This window comes from Candidatus Cloacimonadota bacterium (assembly GCA_021734245.1).
Lineage (GTDB): Bacteria > Cloacimonadota > Cloacimonadia > Cloacimonadales > TCS61 > B137-G9.
The window spans coordinates 96,900-113,803 of record JAIPJH010000001.1; the positions used below are offsets into that span (position 1 = coordinate 96,900).

Annotated in this window: 7 protein-coding genes; 4 read left to right on the forward strand and 3 right to left on the reverse strand. The window is 37.3% G+C overall.

The window, feature by feature from the left end; genetic code table 11:
* The first annotated feature begins 1 nt into the window (after position 1).
* A complete protein-coding gene (locus tag K9N40_00400) occupies positions 2-3,151 on the forward strand; it encodes a nucleotidyltransferase domain-containing protein (GenBank protein ID MCF7812921.1) in 3,150 nt (1,049 codons plus the stop codon).
* Complete coding sequence (locus K9N40_00405; GenBank protein MCF7812922.1) at positions 3,148-4,005, forward strand: metallophosphoesterase; 858 nt, start codon at positions 3,148-3,150, stop codon at positions 4,003-4,005. Before K9N40_00400 ends, K9N40_00405 begins: the two co-directional genes overlap by 4 nt.
* Before the next feature lie 137 nt (positions 4,006-4,142).
* Here K9N40_00405 and K9N40_00410 read toward each other — a convergent pair whose 3' ends face one another.
* From K9N40_00410 to K9N40_00420, 3 genes are read right to left on the reverse strand one after another with little or no spacing between them, the layout of a single operon-like run.
* The gene (locus K9N40_00410) at positions 4,143-8,090 is read right to left on the reverse strand and encodes a hypothetical protein (protein ID MCF7812923.1); all 3,948 of its coding nucleotides are present in this window, start codon (positions 8,088-8,090) and stop codon (positions 4,143-4,145) included.
* A 3-nt stretch (positions 8,091-8,093) separates the two neighbouring features.
* Complete coding sequence (locus K9N40_00415; protein ID MCF7812924.1) at positions 8,094-8,774, reverse strand: ABC transporter ATP-binding protein; 681 nt, start codon at positions 8,772-8,774, stop codon at positions 8,094-8,096.
* An 11-nt stretch (positions 8,775-8,785) separates the two neighbouring features.
* The gene (locus tag K9N40_00420; protein ID MCF7812925.1) at positions 8,786-10,018 is read right to left on the reverse strand and encodes an ABC transporter permease; all 1,233 of its coding nucleotides are present in this window, start codon (positions 10,016-10,018) and stop codon (positions 8,786-8,788) included.
* Positions 10,019-10,157: 139 nt separating this feature from the next.
* Between K9N40_00420 and K9N40_00425 the strand changes: the two genes are divergently transcribed.
* Both K9N40_00425 and K9N40_00430 read left to right on the forward strand, forming a co-directional pair.
* Entirely contained in the window at positions 10,158-13,190 is a 3,033-nt protein-coding gene (locus tag K9N40_00425) for a CapA family protein (GenBank protein ID MCF7812926.1), read from the forward strand.
* 94 nt (positions 13,191-13,284) lie between these two features.
* On the forward strand, positions 13,285-16,896 hold the full coding sequence (locus K9N40_00430; protein ID MCF7812927.1) for a T9SS type A sorting domain-containing protein: 3,612 nt from the start codon (positions 13,285-13,287) through the stop codon (positions 16,894-16,896).
* The last annotated feature ends 8 nt before the right edge of the window (positions 16,897-16,904 follow it).

Below are 16,904 nucleotides of genomic sequence, written 5' to 3' on the forward strand. Positions count from 1 at the left end.
TATGGATGAATTGAAAAGAAAAGAAAAACAATTGCTCGACAGCTTGAAAGAAAGACAGAAAGAACTAAACTGCATTCATGGACTGGAAGGAATTCTAATCGATTTTGAATCTCCTCTGGAGAATATTTTATACAAGATACTGCGCGTGTTGCCCGATGGATTTCAATTTCCCGAAAAATGTTTTGCAGAAATTGAATACAATGGTAAATCTTACAAAACGTCGAAACATGAAAACACAATTTACATGCAAAAATCTCCCTTGCATAAAAATAATATAAACTTTGGTGAATTACGGATTTATTATACCGACGTTCCTCCGGAAATGCATCACGAGCCATTTTTGAAAGAAGAATATTCTCTTTTAAATACCATTGCCAGTATTCTGGCTTCTTACCTGGTAGTACGTTCCTACAAAGAAAAAAATATCAAAAACAATGTGCGCAGCGAATGGCAGGTAATCGTTAATATGCTGCAGAAAACCGATATAAAACTCTTTTTGCGAATCGCCAGGAAACTCTTGAATCTGCTATTCCAGAAGGGAATCGAAGAGGTAAAATCGATCTATGCCAGTTTTGGAGATACTACCCGCAATTCCCAATTGGAACTGAGTTCCGAAATAAACGCTCCGCTGAAGAAAAAAGATTACCGTGAAACCATAAAATTGAGTGATCAGATCTTTGAAATAGCTGCCAGTCATTTTTCCGATAATGAAATGATGGATTTTATCCGCAAATGGATTCAGGAAGATAAATTGAATTTTCTCACCATTTCTCTGGAAAGTCCCGATTCTACTTTATCCGTTATTCAGGATGCTATTTATCGATATCAAAATCAGGAAATCCACAAAGACACATTCTCGCCGTATGCCTACACAAACGTAAAAGTTCTGATGATCCAGAAACTTTTTACCAATCAATTGGAATTCATCAATGTAGCCAAAAATTACATCGATCTGGAAGATTTCCAGGAAGTTCTGCAGCACACCATTTTCTCGGGAAATTCGCATGGAAAACTGGGCGGAAAAAGTACTGGTCTGTTTTTCGCCAACAATATTTTGAAAAGAGAAACTGAGAATGAATTTTTCAAAAATATCAAAACGCCGCAAACCTGGTATATTACATCCGATACAATGCTCAACTTTTTGCATTACAACAATCTGGAAGAAGTTGTAGAACAAAAATATAAAGATATTGAAATTGTGCGGGCTGAGTATGGAAACATCATTCAAATGTTCAAGAATTCACACTTTCCGCATGAAGTGGCCAAAGGACTTTCTCAGCTTCTGGACGGTCTGGGAAATCGGCCGATAATTGTGCGCAGTTCTTCTCTGTTGGAAGATAGTTTTGGAGCAGCATTTTCGGGAAAATACAAAAGTCTGTTTCTGGCAAATCAGGGCAGCAAGCAGGAAAGGTTAAATGCTTTAAAGGATGCAATTGCAGAAGTTTACGCTTCCATCGTCGGACCCGATCCGATCGAATACCGTAAAGAACGCGGGCTTCTGGATTTTAAAGAAGAGATGGCAATTCTGATTCAGGAAGTTGTTGGCGAAAAATGTGGAAAGTACTTCTTCCCCGCTTTTGCCGGAGTTGCTTTTTCCAACAATGAATTCCGCTGGTCATCACGCATTAAACGAGAAGACGGACTTCTGCGCCTGGTTCCAGGTTTGGGAACTCGTGCTGTAGATCGGCTCAGCAACGATTATCCTGTTCTGGCATCTCCCGGAAAACCCGGAATCAGAGTAAATGCCTCCACCGAAGAAATCTTGAAATACAGCCCCAAGGAAATCGATCTGATAAATCTGGAAACGAATTCATTTGAAACCATGTCGATCGATAAGCTGCTGCAGGAATGTCGCGACGATTTTCCTCTTTATGATAAACTTTTCTCTGTATACGAACACAATTATTTCACCGAAAAATCTGGTTTCAGCATAGATTTCGATAAAGATGATCTGATTCCCACCTTCAACGGACTAATCAATAACACAAGTTTCATGAAAAAAATAAAGACAATTCTGGACATCTTGAAAGCAAAACTCTCTACTCCGGTCGATATCGAATTGGCCGTAAAAAATGATGATATCTATCTGCTCCAATGTCGTCCGCAAAGTTTTTCCAGCGAAGATGAACCACAGCCGATCCCACAGGATATTCCAGCCAAAGATGTCATTTTCTCGGCTCATAAACACATTTCAAACGGTTATATTCCAGAAATCAATTATATTGTTTATGTCGATCCGGACTGTTATACAAAAATGGAAACCATCGACGAATTACGCCGTGTGGGTCGTTGCATCGGAAAGCTGAATCTGCTGCTGCCAAAAAAGAAATTTATTCTGCTTGGCCCGGGACGCTGGGGAAGCAAAGGAGATATAAAACTGGGTGTGAATGTATCATACTCGGATATCAACAAAACTGCTGTTCTCATCGAAATTGCCAGAGAAAAAGGAAATTATGTTCCCGATCTTTCTTTTGGAACGCATTTTTTCCAGGACCTGGTAGAAGCTCAAATTCGTTATATCCCACTCTATCCTGATGAAAAAGAAAATATTTTCAACAACAATTTCTTCCGTTTTTCCAACAACATTCTACCCAACATTCTGCCCGAATACGAAGATATCCAAAAATGTGTAAAAGTTATCGATATTCCCAAAGAAACTGATGGTAAAATCCTGAAAATATTTATGAATGCAGATTTGGAAGAAGCCATCGCTTATGTAGGCAAGCCGGGAAATCATCGCCGAAATTCTCAGGATAATCCCGAATATTTTGAATCAACCGATGAAAACTACTGGTATTGGCGTTTGCAGGTTGCAGAATATTTAGCACAAAGCATCGACAGCAGTAAACTTGGTGTAAAAAATATGTACCTTTTTGGAAGTGTGAAAAACGCAAATGCAGGTCCTGCCAGCGATATAGATATTTTGGTTCATTTTAAGGGGAACAAGCAGCAAATGGCAAATTTGCAAGCCTGGCTGGAAGGCTGGAGTATTTGCCTCGATCATTTCAATTATCTGAAAACAGGTTACAAAACGGGTGGTCTTCTTGATGTTCACATCATCACAGATGATGATATTGAAAAGCAAACCAGTTATGCAGCGAAAATTGGAGCTGTAACCGATGCCGCCAGAAAATTGGAGATGAATAAATGATAAAAGCGTTATTCACCAGCGATTTACACGGCTCAATTCCCAAATATGAATTTTTATTCGAGCAGCTTATAAAGCAAAAACCGGCAGCTGTATTCATCACCGGCGATCTAACCGGAATCTCTGCAAACTCTTCTCTTTCTGCTGGAATTCACAATTTCTTATCTGATTATCTGGGTGCTAATCTGCAAAAGATCAAAAACAAAATGAAACAGGACTTCCCGCAAATTTTTGTGATACTGGGCAACGATGATCCAAAATCACAAGAAAGCGTTCTTAGAAAGCTTTCTGATAAAAATTTGTTGAATTATATTAACGAAAAAATCGTTAAATTCCAAAATTTCAGAATTGCTGGATATTCTTATGTTCCACCCACACCTTTTATGAATAAAGATTGGGAAAAATATGATGTTTCCAGATACGTCGATGTTGGTTGCATTTCACCTGAGCAAGGTTATCGAAGTATCGAAGTTGGCAAGCATGAACTTAGATATAATACAATAAAACGTGACCTTGACCGGTTATTTAAAGATGATCTTTCAAGGACTGTATTTCTGTTTCATTCTCCACCCTATCAAACCGATCTGGATCGAGCCGATCTGGACAGAATATTTGTCGATCATGCTCCTGTGGATGTGCACGTAGGAAGTATTGCTATCAAAGAATTTATCTTGAACCGATCACCCTATCTCACGTTGCATGGTCATATTCACGAATCTACCCGCATCACCGGAAACTGGATGCAGAAAATCGGAAATACTTTTTGTTTTCAAGGTGCTTTGGAACGGAATGATATCGGCTTGATTAAGTTAGATCTGGATCATCCTGAAAACGCTGAAATGATTATGTTGGATTAGTTGCGAGATGCTGGCAGGTCACGGCGTAGTTCCGATTTTCGGAACGATACGGGATAATAAAATTCAGTTAAATTTTTGTAAATAAAGAAAATTTGGAAAACCCAGATGCAGAACAGCGAAGAATTCTTTCGATTAAACTAAAATCTAAACGATCTTTCAATTCCTATTTGATGCTCGTTTTCTTCATCAAAAGGCAGCAGACTGAACCTATATGATAATCTCAATTTCCAGGGTAAATCGTAGCGCAGTGTAAAATCCTGGAATACTCCAATATATTCTTCCGCTGCAATATCATCCTCTTTCTGAAAACGAATTTCATAATCGAAAAACAGTTTCCTGGCTAAATATTTTCCTGCACTCACACTAAGGTTATTTAGAAATAATTCCGAAGTGAATCTATCTACTTCTGTTTGTTCTTCGCTGTAGGTAAGTTCCGATTTCTGTTCCGAAGAATAGGTGGCAAAAAGGTTTTGGATCAGGTCGGTCTGCAGATGAAAATAGTCCAATCTAAGAAGTTTTCTGATCGAATTTTCCACCGGAGATATCAGCGGATCAAGAACAGCGCTTTCCAAGCCAAGTCCGGCAATTTGTATAACTTCATCCTGAAGCAGTGTTTGGCGTTGAGCTGGAGAAATTTCATCCATCGATCTGTTATAACGGAGTTTTGCTAAAATATCTGTAATCATGTCACCAGGATTATCACTGTTCAATTCAAAACGCAGATTTCCCAGATTACTTGTTCCTGTATCATCATTGAAAAGTTCCAAAGTTATCATAGTTCCATCTGATGTTCTTTTGAAGAAAGTACCATTGATGCTGGCACCTTTGCGGAATTGATTCAATTCTACTTGCAGAAAATCGAGCGTCAGGTTGGTTCCGAACATATCGATCGAACCTTCATCAGCTACAAAAAGACCATCTGCCGGTTGAAATTTTTCTTCCAGATAACGCAAATGAATATAACCATCCTGTTTCAGTTTTACATCGATGGGATAAGTTACATAACGAACATTTTCTCCCAATTTCAATTTCAGATCCAAACGCAGAGGAAGCACTGTCGGTTCATCAGAAGTTTTCCTTTCGGCGGTAACTCTATTGAATAATTTCAAAAGGTTTTCGGTGTTAGGTGGATAGACCAGATCACCATTGAAAAAGATGAGATCACCATAGATTATCAGATCATCAAAAGGGCCGTTTACTTCCAGATAATCAGTATTCCTTCCGGTCACTATTACATTTATGTAAGAATTTTTTGGATTGTAACCAGGAATGTAGATCTGCAATCCTGTATTATTCGTGCGAACCAGCAGTCGCCCCAAATTCAAAGTTCCTAACCGAAAATCATCTCCCGAATTAGTTATTTCATTGGAAATGTATGCTTTTCCCTCTCCCATTTCAAATTTGAATTTATCGATAGACAATTTATTATCATCTACCTTCATTTCAACTGAAAGTTTTTCTATGGGAGCAGGTTGATTTTTGATCTGAATAGTTCCCTTTTTTATTTCAAAATTACCGTCTTTCAAGAAAATACCGCTTTCCAACATTCCAAAATCCAGCGAAAAAGTGCATTCTGAACTTCCAGATCGCAGATCGGAAGAATTGGAATCAAGTAAATCAAGCAGATCGCCTTCAAAGCTTATATTTACAGTATTTGAATCGGGAAATATCATGCTGTTGAAAAGGTTATAGCCTATTGCTCCGTTACTTTGGAAAATGAATTTTCCTTTTGTTTTTGCCTGCAAATTATTTATCATAAGCAGTTCATCAAGTTGTGAAACAGATAATTTTAGTGAATCAATTTTGAAGTCCTTTTTCTGCAAGTCAAATCCAGAGAGATTAGCATCAAATCTCTGTCTTCCATTATTCAGTTTGTATTGGAAAGAACCGTCCAATTTTCCTGAAACTGTATTAACGGTAAAAAGACTGTCCAGGATCACATCATCGAATTTTCCATTCATTTCCACTTGTAATTCGGGCTTCAGTTTGATTGTGCTTGTAATATCCAGAAATTTTTCCGTTTCACAGCATAAATAACTATTTGTCATCTGAAGCTCAGTTGAATTTCCACTCAAATTCACAAAACCATTGAATCGCTGCATTTGGCCCAAAGCAAAATCATTTATTTCCACTCTGCCATCAATATCTCCAGATTGTATGTTGTTTGCCTTAATCTCAAAAGTTGTCTCTCCCGAAAGTTCATCGTAAACAGCATAGTTCATAAAATACTTTGCAATTTCCCGAAGTTTTATTTGTTCTCCTGAAACTTTGAAATCATACAAAAATTCTGGTTTTATCTTGAACCAGGCTTCAGCAAAAACTTCATTGTTAATATTGAAGCTTGCAACGTTCAAACTATCCAGGCTACCAGCCGCCTGCAAATTCATACTGAATGGCTCATAGTTATATTTGGCATTAAATGTTTTCAATTTTAATTCTGATCTCTGGTTTTCAAAATCTATTTTTGCAACGCTCGAAACACGCCCACTCAATTTACCAAAATCACGATCATAAGCGCTGAGCATAGAGCTTAAATTTGCAATATCATTTTTGTATGATACTTCTGAAGTTCCCGAAATAATTGGTAGTGATAAACTGGAAAAATAATCGCTTAACTCAATTCGTTTAAATCGAACATCAGCCTTCAAATCCAGTGTATCCAATTTTCCATAAGCATTTACAATTATATTTTCTTCATCATTTTTCAAATTCGCATTAAATTTCTGATCGAGTAGTTCTGCATTTAAAGTACAGTTCGGGAATTCCAGTTCACCGGCTTTGATCATCAAATTATCAGTATTCAAATTCACATGCAGAAAATCAGTATATTCAATTTTTCCGGTGAGATCACATTGAAAAGAATTGCTGCCCATTTGGTATAAAAACCTGGGAGCTCTCAAATCAAAAACCAGGTCTTTGCCTATAATGTATTCTCCATCACCGATCAACAGGTTATCCTGCCATGTACTGTTCAGTAACTTCCATTTCAATTTATTATTTTTATAACCTGCAGAAAATTGAATATCCTGAAGAACTTGACCCGAGATTGATATTTGGCTTGAAGACGCTTCCAAATCTACTGATGGATTAGTTATCTGCCCCACTATTGTTGCATTCATATCCACAGCACCCTGAATTTGAGGTAAGTAGCGAGATAAGGGAATTCCATAAGAGCTGACTTCTGCTGCAATCGAACGATAATCCTGATTGTAATTTGCAATTGATGCTTCCGCAAAAATATTGATCTGATCGATCCTGAGATCGGTGAAACTTAGATCTATATCTTCTTCATTTCCAGAGAATTGTATTTGTTTGGCTTCAAGTTCTTTTTGCGAGTAACCGGCATAAATATCCTGCATCCTGCCGGAAAAATTTAAGCTGTCTGGAACATAGTTCAAATCCAGATCAAGCTTGGTTTGAAATGCTTCCACCTGAGATAAATATAATGAATCCAGGGCGAAATCATAAAGGTCGATATTTAGTTTGGAAACTTCACCTTTAGAGAGAATTGCGGAAGACCAAATCGAATCGTTCAAGGTTCCTACTGCTGATATTTCAATTTTAGATTTTTTTGTGTTAATAATTCTTAAATCAAGTTTTTCGATATGCTTTTTTAAAACAAGATCTTTGCTTTTATATTCCAAATTAACTTTACCATCAAAAATCTGTAATCTCTTAAAATATTTAACAATATCGGGAATTATAAATTCAGTATCAGATTCCTTGTTTGATGGAGCTAAATTCAGTTCCAGTTCGGGTTCAAAGATCTTTATCGATTTTATTGAATGAAGACTTTTAAATCTTGAGATTAGCAGTTGCGGCAAATTATATTCTATATAAATCTGATCGATATACAGTGAAAATTGATCATCAGAAAAAAGCTCCAAGTCTGTAATTTTTAGTTGTTTATCATTAAAAGTGAAGCTCCCAAAATTCACTTTTGCCTTCATGTTCTCTTCCAGATAAGCAGATATTTTTTTCTGAACTGTATTGTTCAGATAGGAAGATCTGACCAGAATGAAAAAAGTGATATTGATCATAAAAACGATCAATACAATTGTTAGAAGCCACTTTTTCTTTCGCATAATTTATTTTTGTGAATAGTCGATCATTTTTCCATTTTGTAAGTGATAATGATTTTGCATTTTTGCCGCAATTTCCTGATTGTGCGTAGCTAAGACAAATGTCTGCTCAAACCTTTTGTTCATATCGATAAGAAGATTGATAAGCTCTTCGCTATGATTTGCATCCAGATTTCCGGTTGGTTCATCAGCAAAAACTATTTCGGGCTGATTGATGAGAGCTCTGGCTACTGCAACTCTTTGCTGCTCTCCCCCGCTCAATTGATTGGGATAATGATCTCTTCTGTCATAAAGAGATAACTGCTTTAAGATTTCACGAGATTTTTTTAAACTTTTGCCAAAATTCTTTGTTGCCAAAAACATGGGCATGGCCACATTTTCTTCGGCTGTAAAGTCTTCCAGCAGATAATGAAACTGGAAAACAAAACCGATCTTCTGGTTTCTGAATTCGTTAATATTTTTGGCATTAACTTTCATCAATTTTTCAAAGTAATATATTTCACCAGAATCCGGGCTGTCCAACATTCCCAAGAGGTGGAGAAGTGTACTTTTGCCACTGCCGGATTCGCCTGTTATTGAAGACATTTCACCTTTATTCACTTCCAGATCTACTTCATCCAGAACTACCAGTTTACCCTCAGATTCCTGATAACTTTTTACGATCTTTTCTGCTTTTAGTAAATTCATCTATTCTCCAATTAATTTCTGCTTCTCAAAATATCTGTAATTTCCATTTTCGAAATCTTTCTGAGTGGGAAAAAGGATGTCAAAGTTATTATGATCATCGATGTTCCCAAAATCATTATCCAGCTTATAGGATCAAAACTGACATTGATCTTTTCCAGAAAATATACATCGCCTTTCAGCAAGAAGAAAGATTGCCAGCTTAATATTTTGGAAATAACAAATCCGGTTATCTGACCCAAAGTTACTGCAATTATTGCAATAAATAATGTCCTTCCTACAAAGATTTTTTGCAGAAGGCTATCTGATGCTCCATAAGCTTTCAATATTCCCAATTCTCTTTTCTTCTCAATTATCGATGTGGAAACCGTACTAACCACATTGAAGGAAGCGATCAGGATAAGAAAGCTGAGAATAATGTAGATCACCCATTTTTCCAGTTTTAGAAGTGAAAAAAGATTCCCGTTAAAATGGATCCAGGAAGTTATCTGATATTTATAATCCAGCATCAAACGCCATTTATAGGCCAGGTAATCAGCTCGTTCGATGTCATCAGGTGTCAGCTTGATCTCCATCATTGTAAATTCATCCTGCATCGAAGCAAATTCGGCAGCTACATCAAAATCGAGGAAAATGTATTTTGTATCATATTCGTGCATTCCCGATTTGTACAAGCCAACGATCTTAAAAGTCTCTTTTTGTGATTTCATTCCCATTGGTGTGTAGGAAGAATTTATCGGACTGATCAGCTCAAATTCATCACCAATTTCCAAGTTTAATTCTTTTGCCAGTTTAAAACCGATCACAGCGGAATTCTCACCTTTCAGTTCATAGTTTCCAGCAAAAACCTTTTCTTTGTAGGAAGTAGGCAATTCCTCTTTCTGCCAAGCTATACCACGTACTACCGAACCTTCGATCCTGCCATTTGCAGAAGCCATCGCCTGAGTCATGATGATGGGCGAATAACTGGCAACTTCCTCTTGCTCATCAAGTATATCTTTAAGTTCCTGCAAATTATCACTGTTCAAATTACCTTCCGAAGCCAGAAACACATAAACATGTGAATTTGCACCCAGGATTGTGTCCTTCAAAACATTCTCATAACCTTCAAAGATAGCTAAAGCAATGGTGAGTGTGGCAACAGATATGATAATACCTATCACCATAAAAATGGAATCAAATCGCAGCCATTCGCGTCGATTTGACAAAATATATTTTTTTATAAAAAATTTAATTAATTTAAACATTTGGGTTTATCTTTTATCAATGCAGTTTTCTGTCAATCTTTCTAATTAGCAACTTTAACTATAAGAATTTTATATTTAAGTAAAATTATACTTGTCATTCAAACTGTCTAATTCATCTTTCGCATAAGAAGGAAGGATTATGAATTTAGACAGATTTTTTAAGATTTTTGCAATATTTATTTTTACAAATTTTACAGGCTACCTATCAGCCTCGCAACGCAGTTTTATTATAGAATCTTTTGAAGAGCAAAATATTAATTTCTCTTCTTTCGAAGATGAAGATATTGAGCCAGACAGCTATGAAATAAGCTCGGAAAACACAGCCAATCCGTATTCTTATTACTCTCTTAAAATCTGGGGAAATACCTGGAAAGTTGAAAATCTCGATCCCATAACATTAAGCGAAAATTCAGTCTGGCAGATCGATGTATTTTGTTATAATGAGCCTGATATTCAAGGTTTCGGGCTTTCTGATGGAGATAACACGCTTTTCTATTCATTTTTTGGAACTGAGGAACTTGATATTGAACAGTGGGTTCCGGTTTATCAGGGAAGTCAGCCGCAAGATAATTGGTATTCTTTTCAATTACCTGTAGCAGATGACTGGTTTGCCTGGTATGAAGAATTGCCAACGATCACAGAAATAATCTTCGTTAATGATGCTGATGATAACAGCGGAATCGTTTATTATGACAATGTTCTGGATATTACTGACGACCTTCCAATTCCACCAGAAGTGGAAGTTTCGTTTTCGATCATCAGGAATTTTAGAGACAGAAATGGATTGCGAAATGTAACCATTCAATTTTATTCTGATGTTATTGATCCAGACAGCGATGAGCACTCTTTTATCTGGCATTTTGGTGATGGAAACTCTTCAGATCTATCCGAACCGGAACATACGTATCTCGTTGAAGATGATCACAGTTACACGGTTTTGTTGGAGGTGATCGATGATACAGAAAAAAGTGGCTTTGGAAGCTGTGAAGTAACGGTTGATCCCGGCAATACAAGCTTTCCACTTACGATGAATTTTGTGGGCGATGTTATGCTGGCTCGTAATATGCAACAAGTTATTTATAATCAAGGAATGCAATCAATAATTGATCCCACCTATCCATTTTTAGGAGGAGCAGCAGATATAACGGCAATAAACCTGGAATGCCCTTTTACAAATGCTTATACAAGCCATCCGACCAAATCAATAGTCTTTAAAGCCGAACCTGATCATATTTCTGCTTTAGATCATATGGGCACAGATGTTGTTACACTTGCCAACAATCATATCTGGGATTATATGAATGATGGACTGCTGGATACAACGAACTACCTTGATTCTCTTGGCATTCCTTATTCAGGTGCAGGAATGAACTCCTGCGAAGCTTATCAACCAGCTTTTGTAAATAGATCAGGTGTAAATATAGCTTTTCTGTTCAGCAGCGACAGAACTGGGCAATATAACAATTGTCAGCCATATTTGCAGGCAGGATTCGACAAACCTGGTTTTGCCTACATGACGCCATATTATGTTTCTCAGCAAATAGATTCTGTGCAGGATGTTGCAGACCTGATTGTTGTTAACACACATTCCGGCAGTGAATATTCCACAGCTCCTGGTGCAAATTATGATTTTGCCCAACTGTTTCCCGGTTGGGATGAAAAGGATTTCAATGAAGAAGAAGATTTTTCTCCCAGAGCTGATATTCCTCACATGTGGGATATCGACATCCGTCATCATTTTATCGATTCAGGAGCAGATATTGTAATCTGTCATCACCCGCATGTAATTCAAGGTTTAGAGATATACAACGGAAAACTGATAGCTCATTCTTTGGGAAATTTCATTTTCGATCTCAGTTATGCAGAAACATTTCCATCCATGATCCTGAACACAAAAATCGATGAAAATGGCTTTGATGAATATTCGATAACTCCTGTTTTTATAGATAATTACATTCCCAGAAGAGCAGAAGGAGATCTGGGAAAAAATATTTTGGAATACCTGGCAATGCGCTCCCGGGAATTGAATACCTACCTGAAAATCGATCGGCAAAATATTACAGCCGAAGTTATCATCGATACATTACTGATGAATTCACAAATTCTGGAATTCTCTGAAAGTGCAATATTGACAGATCAGGATACATGCTTCATCTCACAACCCGTCAAGCTAGCCGGAAATGGTTATTTCTCCAAACTGAATTCTATCCAGCCTGCCGGTAGTTTTGATGTTAGATTTGGCAATGAACTGATTTGGAATGGAAATTACGAAGATGAAGGAAGTACAGAATGGAATGTGAACAGTGATTACGAATGGTATGATGAAGATGAATATTTTTCCGGTGAAAGATCACTTTGCCTGTTTAGAGATTCCAGCATGGGAATTCATGTTATCACTGATTTAGAGCATCGCATCAAAAGGCCGACAGGTTCTCAAGTTTCATTACATGGTTATATAAAAACCGATAACGCAGCCGAAGCAAAAATGGAATTCCATAGCTTTGCAAACCGAAATGGTGGCGATCCGATAACAACTGAAAATATTGGTAATCTTTTTGGAACAAATGATTGGCAATATTTTTCTGTGAATATAAATATGGAAGATGAAGCAAACTTCCTGAATATAAATTCCTCGCTTGCACCACCAGATAATGGAGATGCTTATGCCTGGTTCGATGAGGTGGGAATTATTGAATGGACTGCCTGGCAGAATTTCAATCCCAATATGGAGATCTGGAATCCGAATAATTACCGTTATTTACAGATCAAAACCGATTATGAAATTGCCTCAGTTCAGGTTTTCGGAGAAGAAACAAATTACAGCAACCCACTGGTACAAAACAATGAAAACCAGATTCCGGATTTAAAAACAGCAAAGTTGCATCAGAATTATCCTAACCCCTTTAATCCCAGCACAACTATTTCATTTTCATTGAACACTGAAATTAGCGAAAATACTGAATTGAATATTTATAACCTAAGAGGCCAGAAAGTTAAATCTTTCAGAAATCATGCTGAGTTTATCGAAACCTTTGGTAATCCAAACACTTATTCGGTAACTTGGAACGGTACAAACAATAATAACAAACACGTTTCTTCCGGAATCTATTTCTACCAGTTAAAAGTGGATGGAGTAGCCATTGCAGCCAGAAAGTGCCTGCTGCTAAAATAATCGAATGAATTTCCTTGGCCAATAAATAATTTTTTTTGTTTGGTATATTATTTGCATTCAATTAATGCATAAAATAAATGTATGAGAGGATTCTATGAAAAAAATAATTTGGATTTTCCTGCTGTCTTTTTCTTTATCACTACTTGCAATCGATATTCAGCTTCAAGATTCTAATTCTGCTGTATTTATCAATGGAGATTTTGAATTAGCGAACATCAAACATCATCAAGCTACGAATTACAAAGTAAGTTCATTACAATTGGATGAGTGCATAAATACCGGTAAATTAGGAGAAGCAGAATTACCTGTTTACTCCAAATTTATTTCACTTCCCGAAACTGGAAATTTCAAGATCAGTAATGTAAAATATAAATTTGAAGAAATAGATTTAGAAGACAAAATAGTAAGCGTTGGTTGGCAGGATGAAATTCCAATTTCGGAATCTTATTATCTGCAAAACAAATGGTTGCCTCAAAACCTTGTTACAATCAGCGATCCGAACATTATGCGTTCTTATCGCTTTGCTCAGGTATCAGTGGCAGCAGTTCAATACAATCCTGCCCTAAATAAGATCAGGATTATAAAAGACCTGGAACTTGAATTGGAACTGGATAGAAGTATATCCAAAAATCCTCTTACCAAAAAGAAACCGTCACCTGCTTTCGAAAAAATTGCCGAAGAAAATATTCTGGGAACAGAAAACATCAGAACTTCTGAATCTGCAAATTATCTGGTAATAGCTCCGGATAATGTTTCCGACACGATACAACCACTATTACGAGCCAAAGAGAAACTCGGTTTTAAAACACGTTTGGCTCTGCTTTCCGAAACCGGCAGCAACGAAAATCAGATCAAAGATTTTATTCAAAATGCTTATGATAACTGGGAAAATCCACCAGAATATGTTCTACTTATCGGAGATGTAAATGGCTCGATTTCTGTTCCGGCCTTTTTCGTAGAAGGTTACCTGCATCCAACCTGTGTTACAGATCATACCTACACACTTCTTGAGGGCACAGATTACTTTCCTGATGTTCTTATCGGAAGGATATCCGTGCAAAGTGAATTTGAACTCAACACAGTAATTGCCAAGATTATAAACTACGAATTCAATCCTTTTATAGACGCAGATTGGATGACGCGAGCTCTCATGGTCAGTTATGTGCAAGACGATTACTGGCAGTTCTTCTCCCCCCGTGAAACCGTGATGGAAGTGCGCAACAAACTTTACGATTTTGAATATACAGTCGTGGACACTTTTATTGCTCCCTGGAATTCAGGTTCATCAAACCTGCGAAATATGATAAATACAGGCTATTCATTTGTGAATTATCGCGGTTGCGGCGGACCGGAATACTGGGCTGGTCCCAATGGTCAAATGTTCAGCATCAATGATGTTATACAGTTAAATAACGGCTCACTTTTACCATTTGTAACCAGCATCACCTGTGGTGGAGGAAACTTTGCTTATATGGGAATTAATTCTGTGTTTGGCGAAACCTGGCTGACTGCGGGAACTCCTTCCTTCCCAAAAGGAGCGATAGGTTTCATCGGACCAAGCGAACATGATACCAAAACCTGGTTCAATAATGCCAATGATATGGGAATCTACCAGGGAGTTACTCACGAAGGCCTTTACAGAGGTGGCGAGATGTTACTGCGGGGAAAGATGGAATTGTATAACAATTATCCGTTCAGTCACGCCTGGGGAAATTCATTAAATTCCGATCAATTCTATTTTTACGTCTACAATCTCTTGGGAGATCCCGGACTTTCAGTAATGACCAGAATGCCTCAGAACATTGAATTTGAGCATCCTGCAGAAATAAATACATTTGATAATTTTATTCCAGTTACCATCACAAGTCCGATGCTCGGATCCTCGGATTTTACAATCGCTATTACGAATGCAGATAGCCTGGTGGCAAAAGGTTTTTCAGATGAAACTGGATCGGTGAATATACCTCTGGAAAGTTTACCGGAAGGAACATATGAAACAACTGCTTCCAAATATGGTTTTATTCCTGAAGTGAGTAGTTTTAATATTGTCCAACAAGACATTGTTACTGTCACAAATATTATCTGTAATGATCCAAATGCAGGTGAATTGGTAGATTTTACTTTCAGCATAGAAAATCCTACAGCAAATCAGGAAGATGTAAGTTTAGAATTTTCTTCTGAAAATGATTTTGTGGAAGTTTATAATCCCGGTTATAATTTTCAAATATCAGCTGGTGGAACTGAAAACGTGAATGCACAATTCAGTTTAGACAGCAGCTGGCTCGACACAGAGCCTTTTAACATCATAATTGAATTAACCTCTTCATCTGGTTCACAAGAATTTCTATTACAAAATTCCGAGAAATCTCCAATGACGGCTTTTTCGGAAATGAATGTAGCAAATCTGGAAGAATGCCTGATGCAGAACCAAACCAACGATTTTTATATTGAGCTCTTAAATTGCGGTAGTATGCAGGCAGAAGTGTTCCAGGTAGAGCTTTTCAGTTTAAATAACAACGCCACGATCATCAGCGGTTCCAGCAGTTATCCGCAAATTTCTATGAATGGAACTGCCTGGAATCAAGATGTTTTCCAGGTAGAAGTAGCAGATGTGATGAGTGGAGAAATGGCAAAATTTCAAATGAACATCATCCTCGAAAATGAAACAGTTCAGGAACTCATCATTTCGGTTCCGATTGGTATTATTAATGAAGAAAGTCCAACCTTCTGCGATTATAGTTATTATGCCTTGGAAAGCCAGGATTCAGGCAATTTCACAGCTCCTGTTTATGATTGGATAGAGATCGATCCCGGCAATGGTGGAAGTGGAACAGTTATCAATCCTGTTCATACTACCTACGATGGTGAGATCGCAATCGTTGACCTTCCTTTTACATTTAGATATTTTGGTGATTATTTCGACAAAGTTTCCATCTGTTCAAATGGTTATGTAAGTATGGGAGAATCCGAAACGATCTTTCATCGCAATCGCATGATCCCTTCCGGAGTTGGTTCTCAAGCTATGATAGCACCTTTCTGGGATGATCTTACTTATGGAGATGTTTATTATCAATATATCGAAGATGATAATATTTTTGTGGTAGAATGGAGCGAAATGCGAAATGTGTACAATTTTGGTTTTGAAACATTCCAATTGATCCTTTACGATCCGCTGCACTATCCCACAACTTCCGGAGACGGTGATATAAAATTTCAGTACAAAGATATTCAAAACGTTGATCAGCAAGACCATTATGCAACTGTTGGCATCGAGAATTATGATCAAACCGAAGGAATTCAAATGACTTTTGCCAACATGTATGCACCAACTTCCCACACTCTGGATGATGAAACTGCAATCTTTTTTTCCACCAGCAACGCTCCTCTGGTGGGAAATGATGACGAACTGATCTCGGCAGAATCATTAGAACTAAACAATTATCCGAATCCCTTCAATCCATCTACAACAATTTCATTTGATATTAGCATCGAACAAAACGAACAAATTGAGTTATCAATTTACAATTTGAAAGGACAAAAAGTAAAATCTTTTACAAATCTGCAAATCAACCAATCACCAAATCATCAAATAGTTTGGAATGGAACAGATCAGCACAACAAAACTGTTTCATCGGGCATTTACTTTTACAACTTATCTGTAAATGGCAAAATTATCGATTCCAAGAAATGCCTGCTTCTCAAATAATATCGGGG

Coding starts and splice junctions, on each gene's coding strand:
- K9N40_00420 (MCF7812925.1), bottom strand. CDS start 10,018: ATGTTTAAATTAATTAAATTTTTTATAAAAAAATATATTTTGTCAAAT.
- K9N40_00415 (MCF7812924.1), bottom strand. CDS start 8,774: ATGAATTTACTAAAAGCAGAAAAGATCGTAAAAAGTTATCAGGAATCT.
- K9N40_00425 (MCF7812926.1), top strand. CDS start 10,158: ATGAATTTAGACAGATTTTTTAAGATTTTTGCAATATTTATTTTTACA.
- K9N40_00410 (MCF7812923.1), bottom strand. CDS start 8,090: ATGCGAAAGAAAAAGTGGCTTCTAACAATTGTATTGATCGTTTTTATG.
- K9N40_00430 (MCF7812927.1), top strand. CDS start 13,285: ATGAAAAAAATAATTTGGATTTTCCTGCTGTCTTTTTCTTTATCACTA.
- K9N40_00405 (MCF7812922.1), top strand. CDS start 3,148: ATGATAAAAGCGTTATTCACCAGCGATTTACACGGCTCAATTCCCAAA.
- K9N40_00400 (MCF7812921.1), top strand. CDS start 2: ATGGATGAATTGAAAAGAAAAGAAAAACAATTGCTCGACAGCTTGAAA.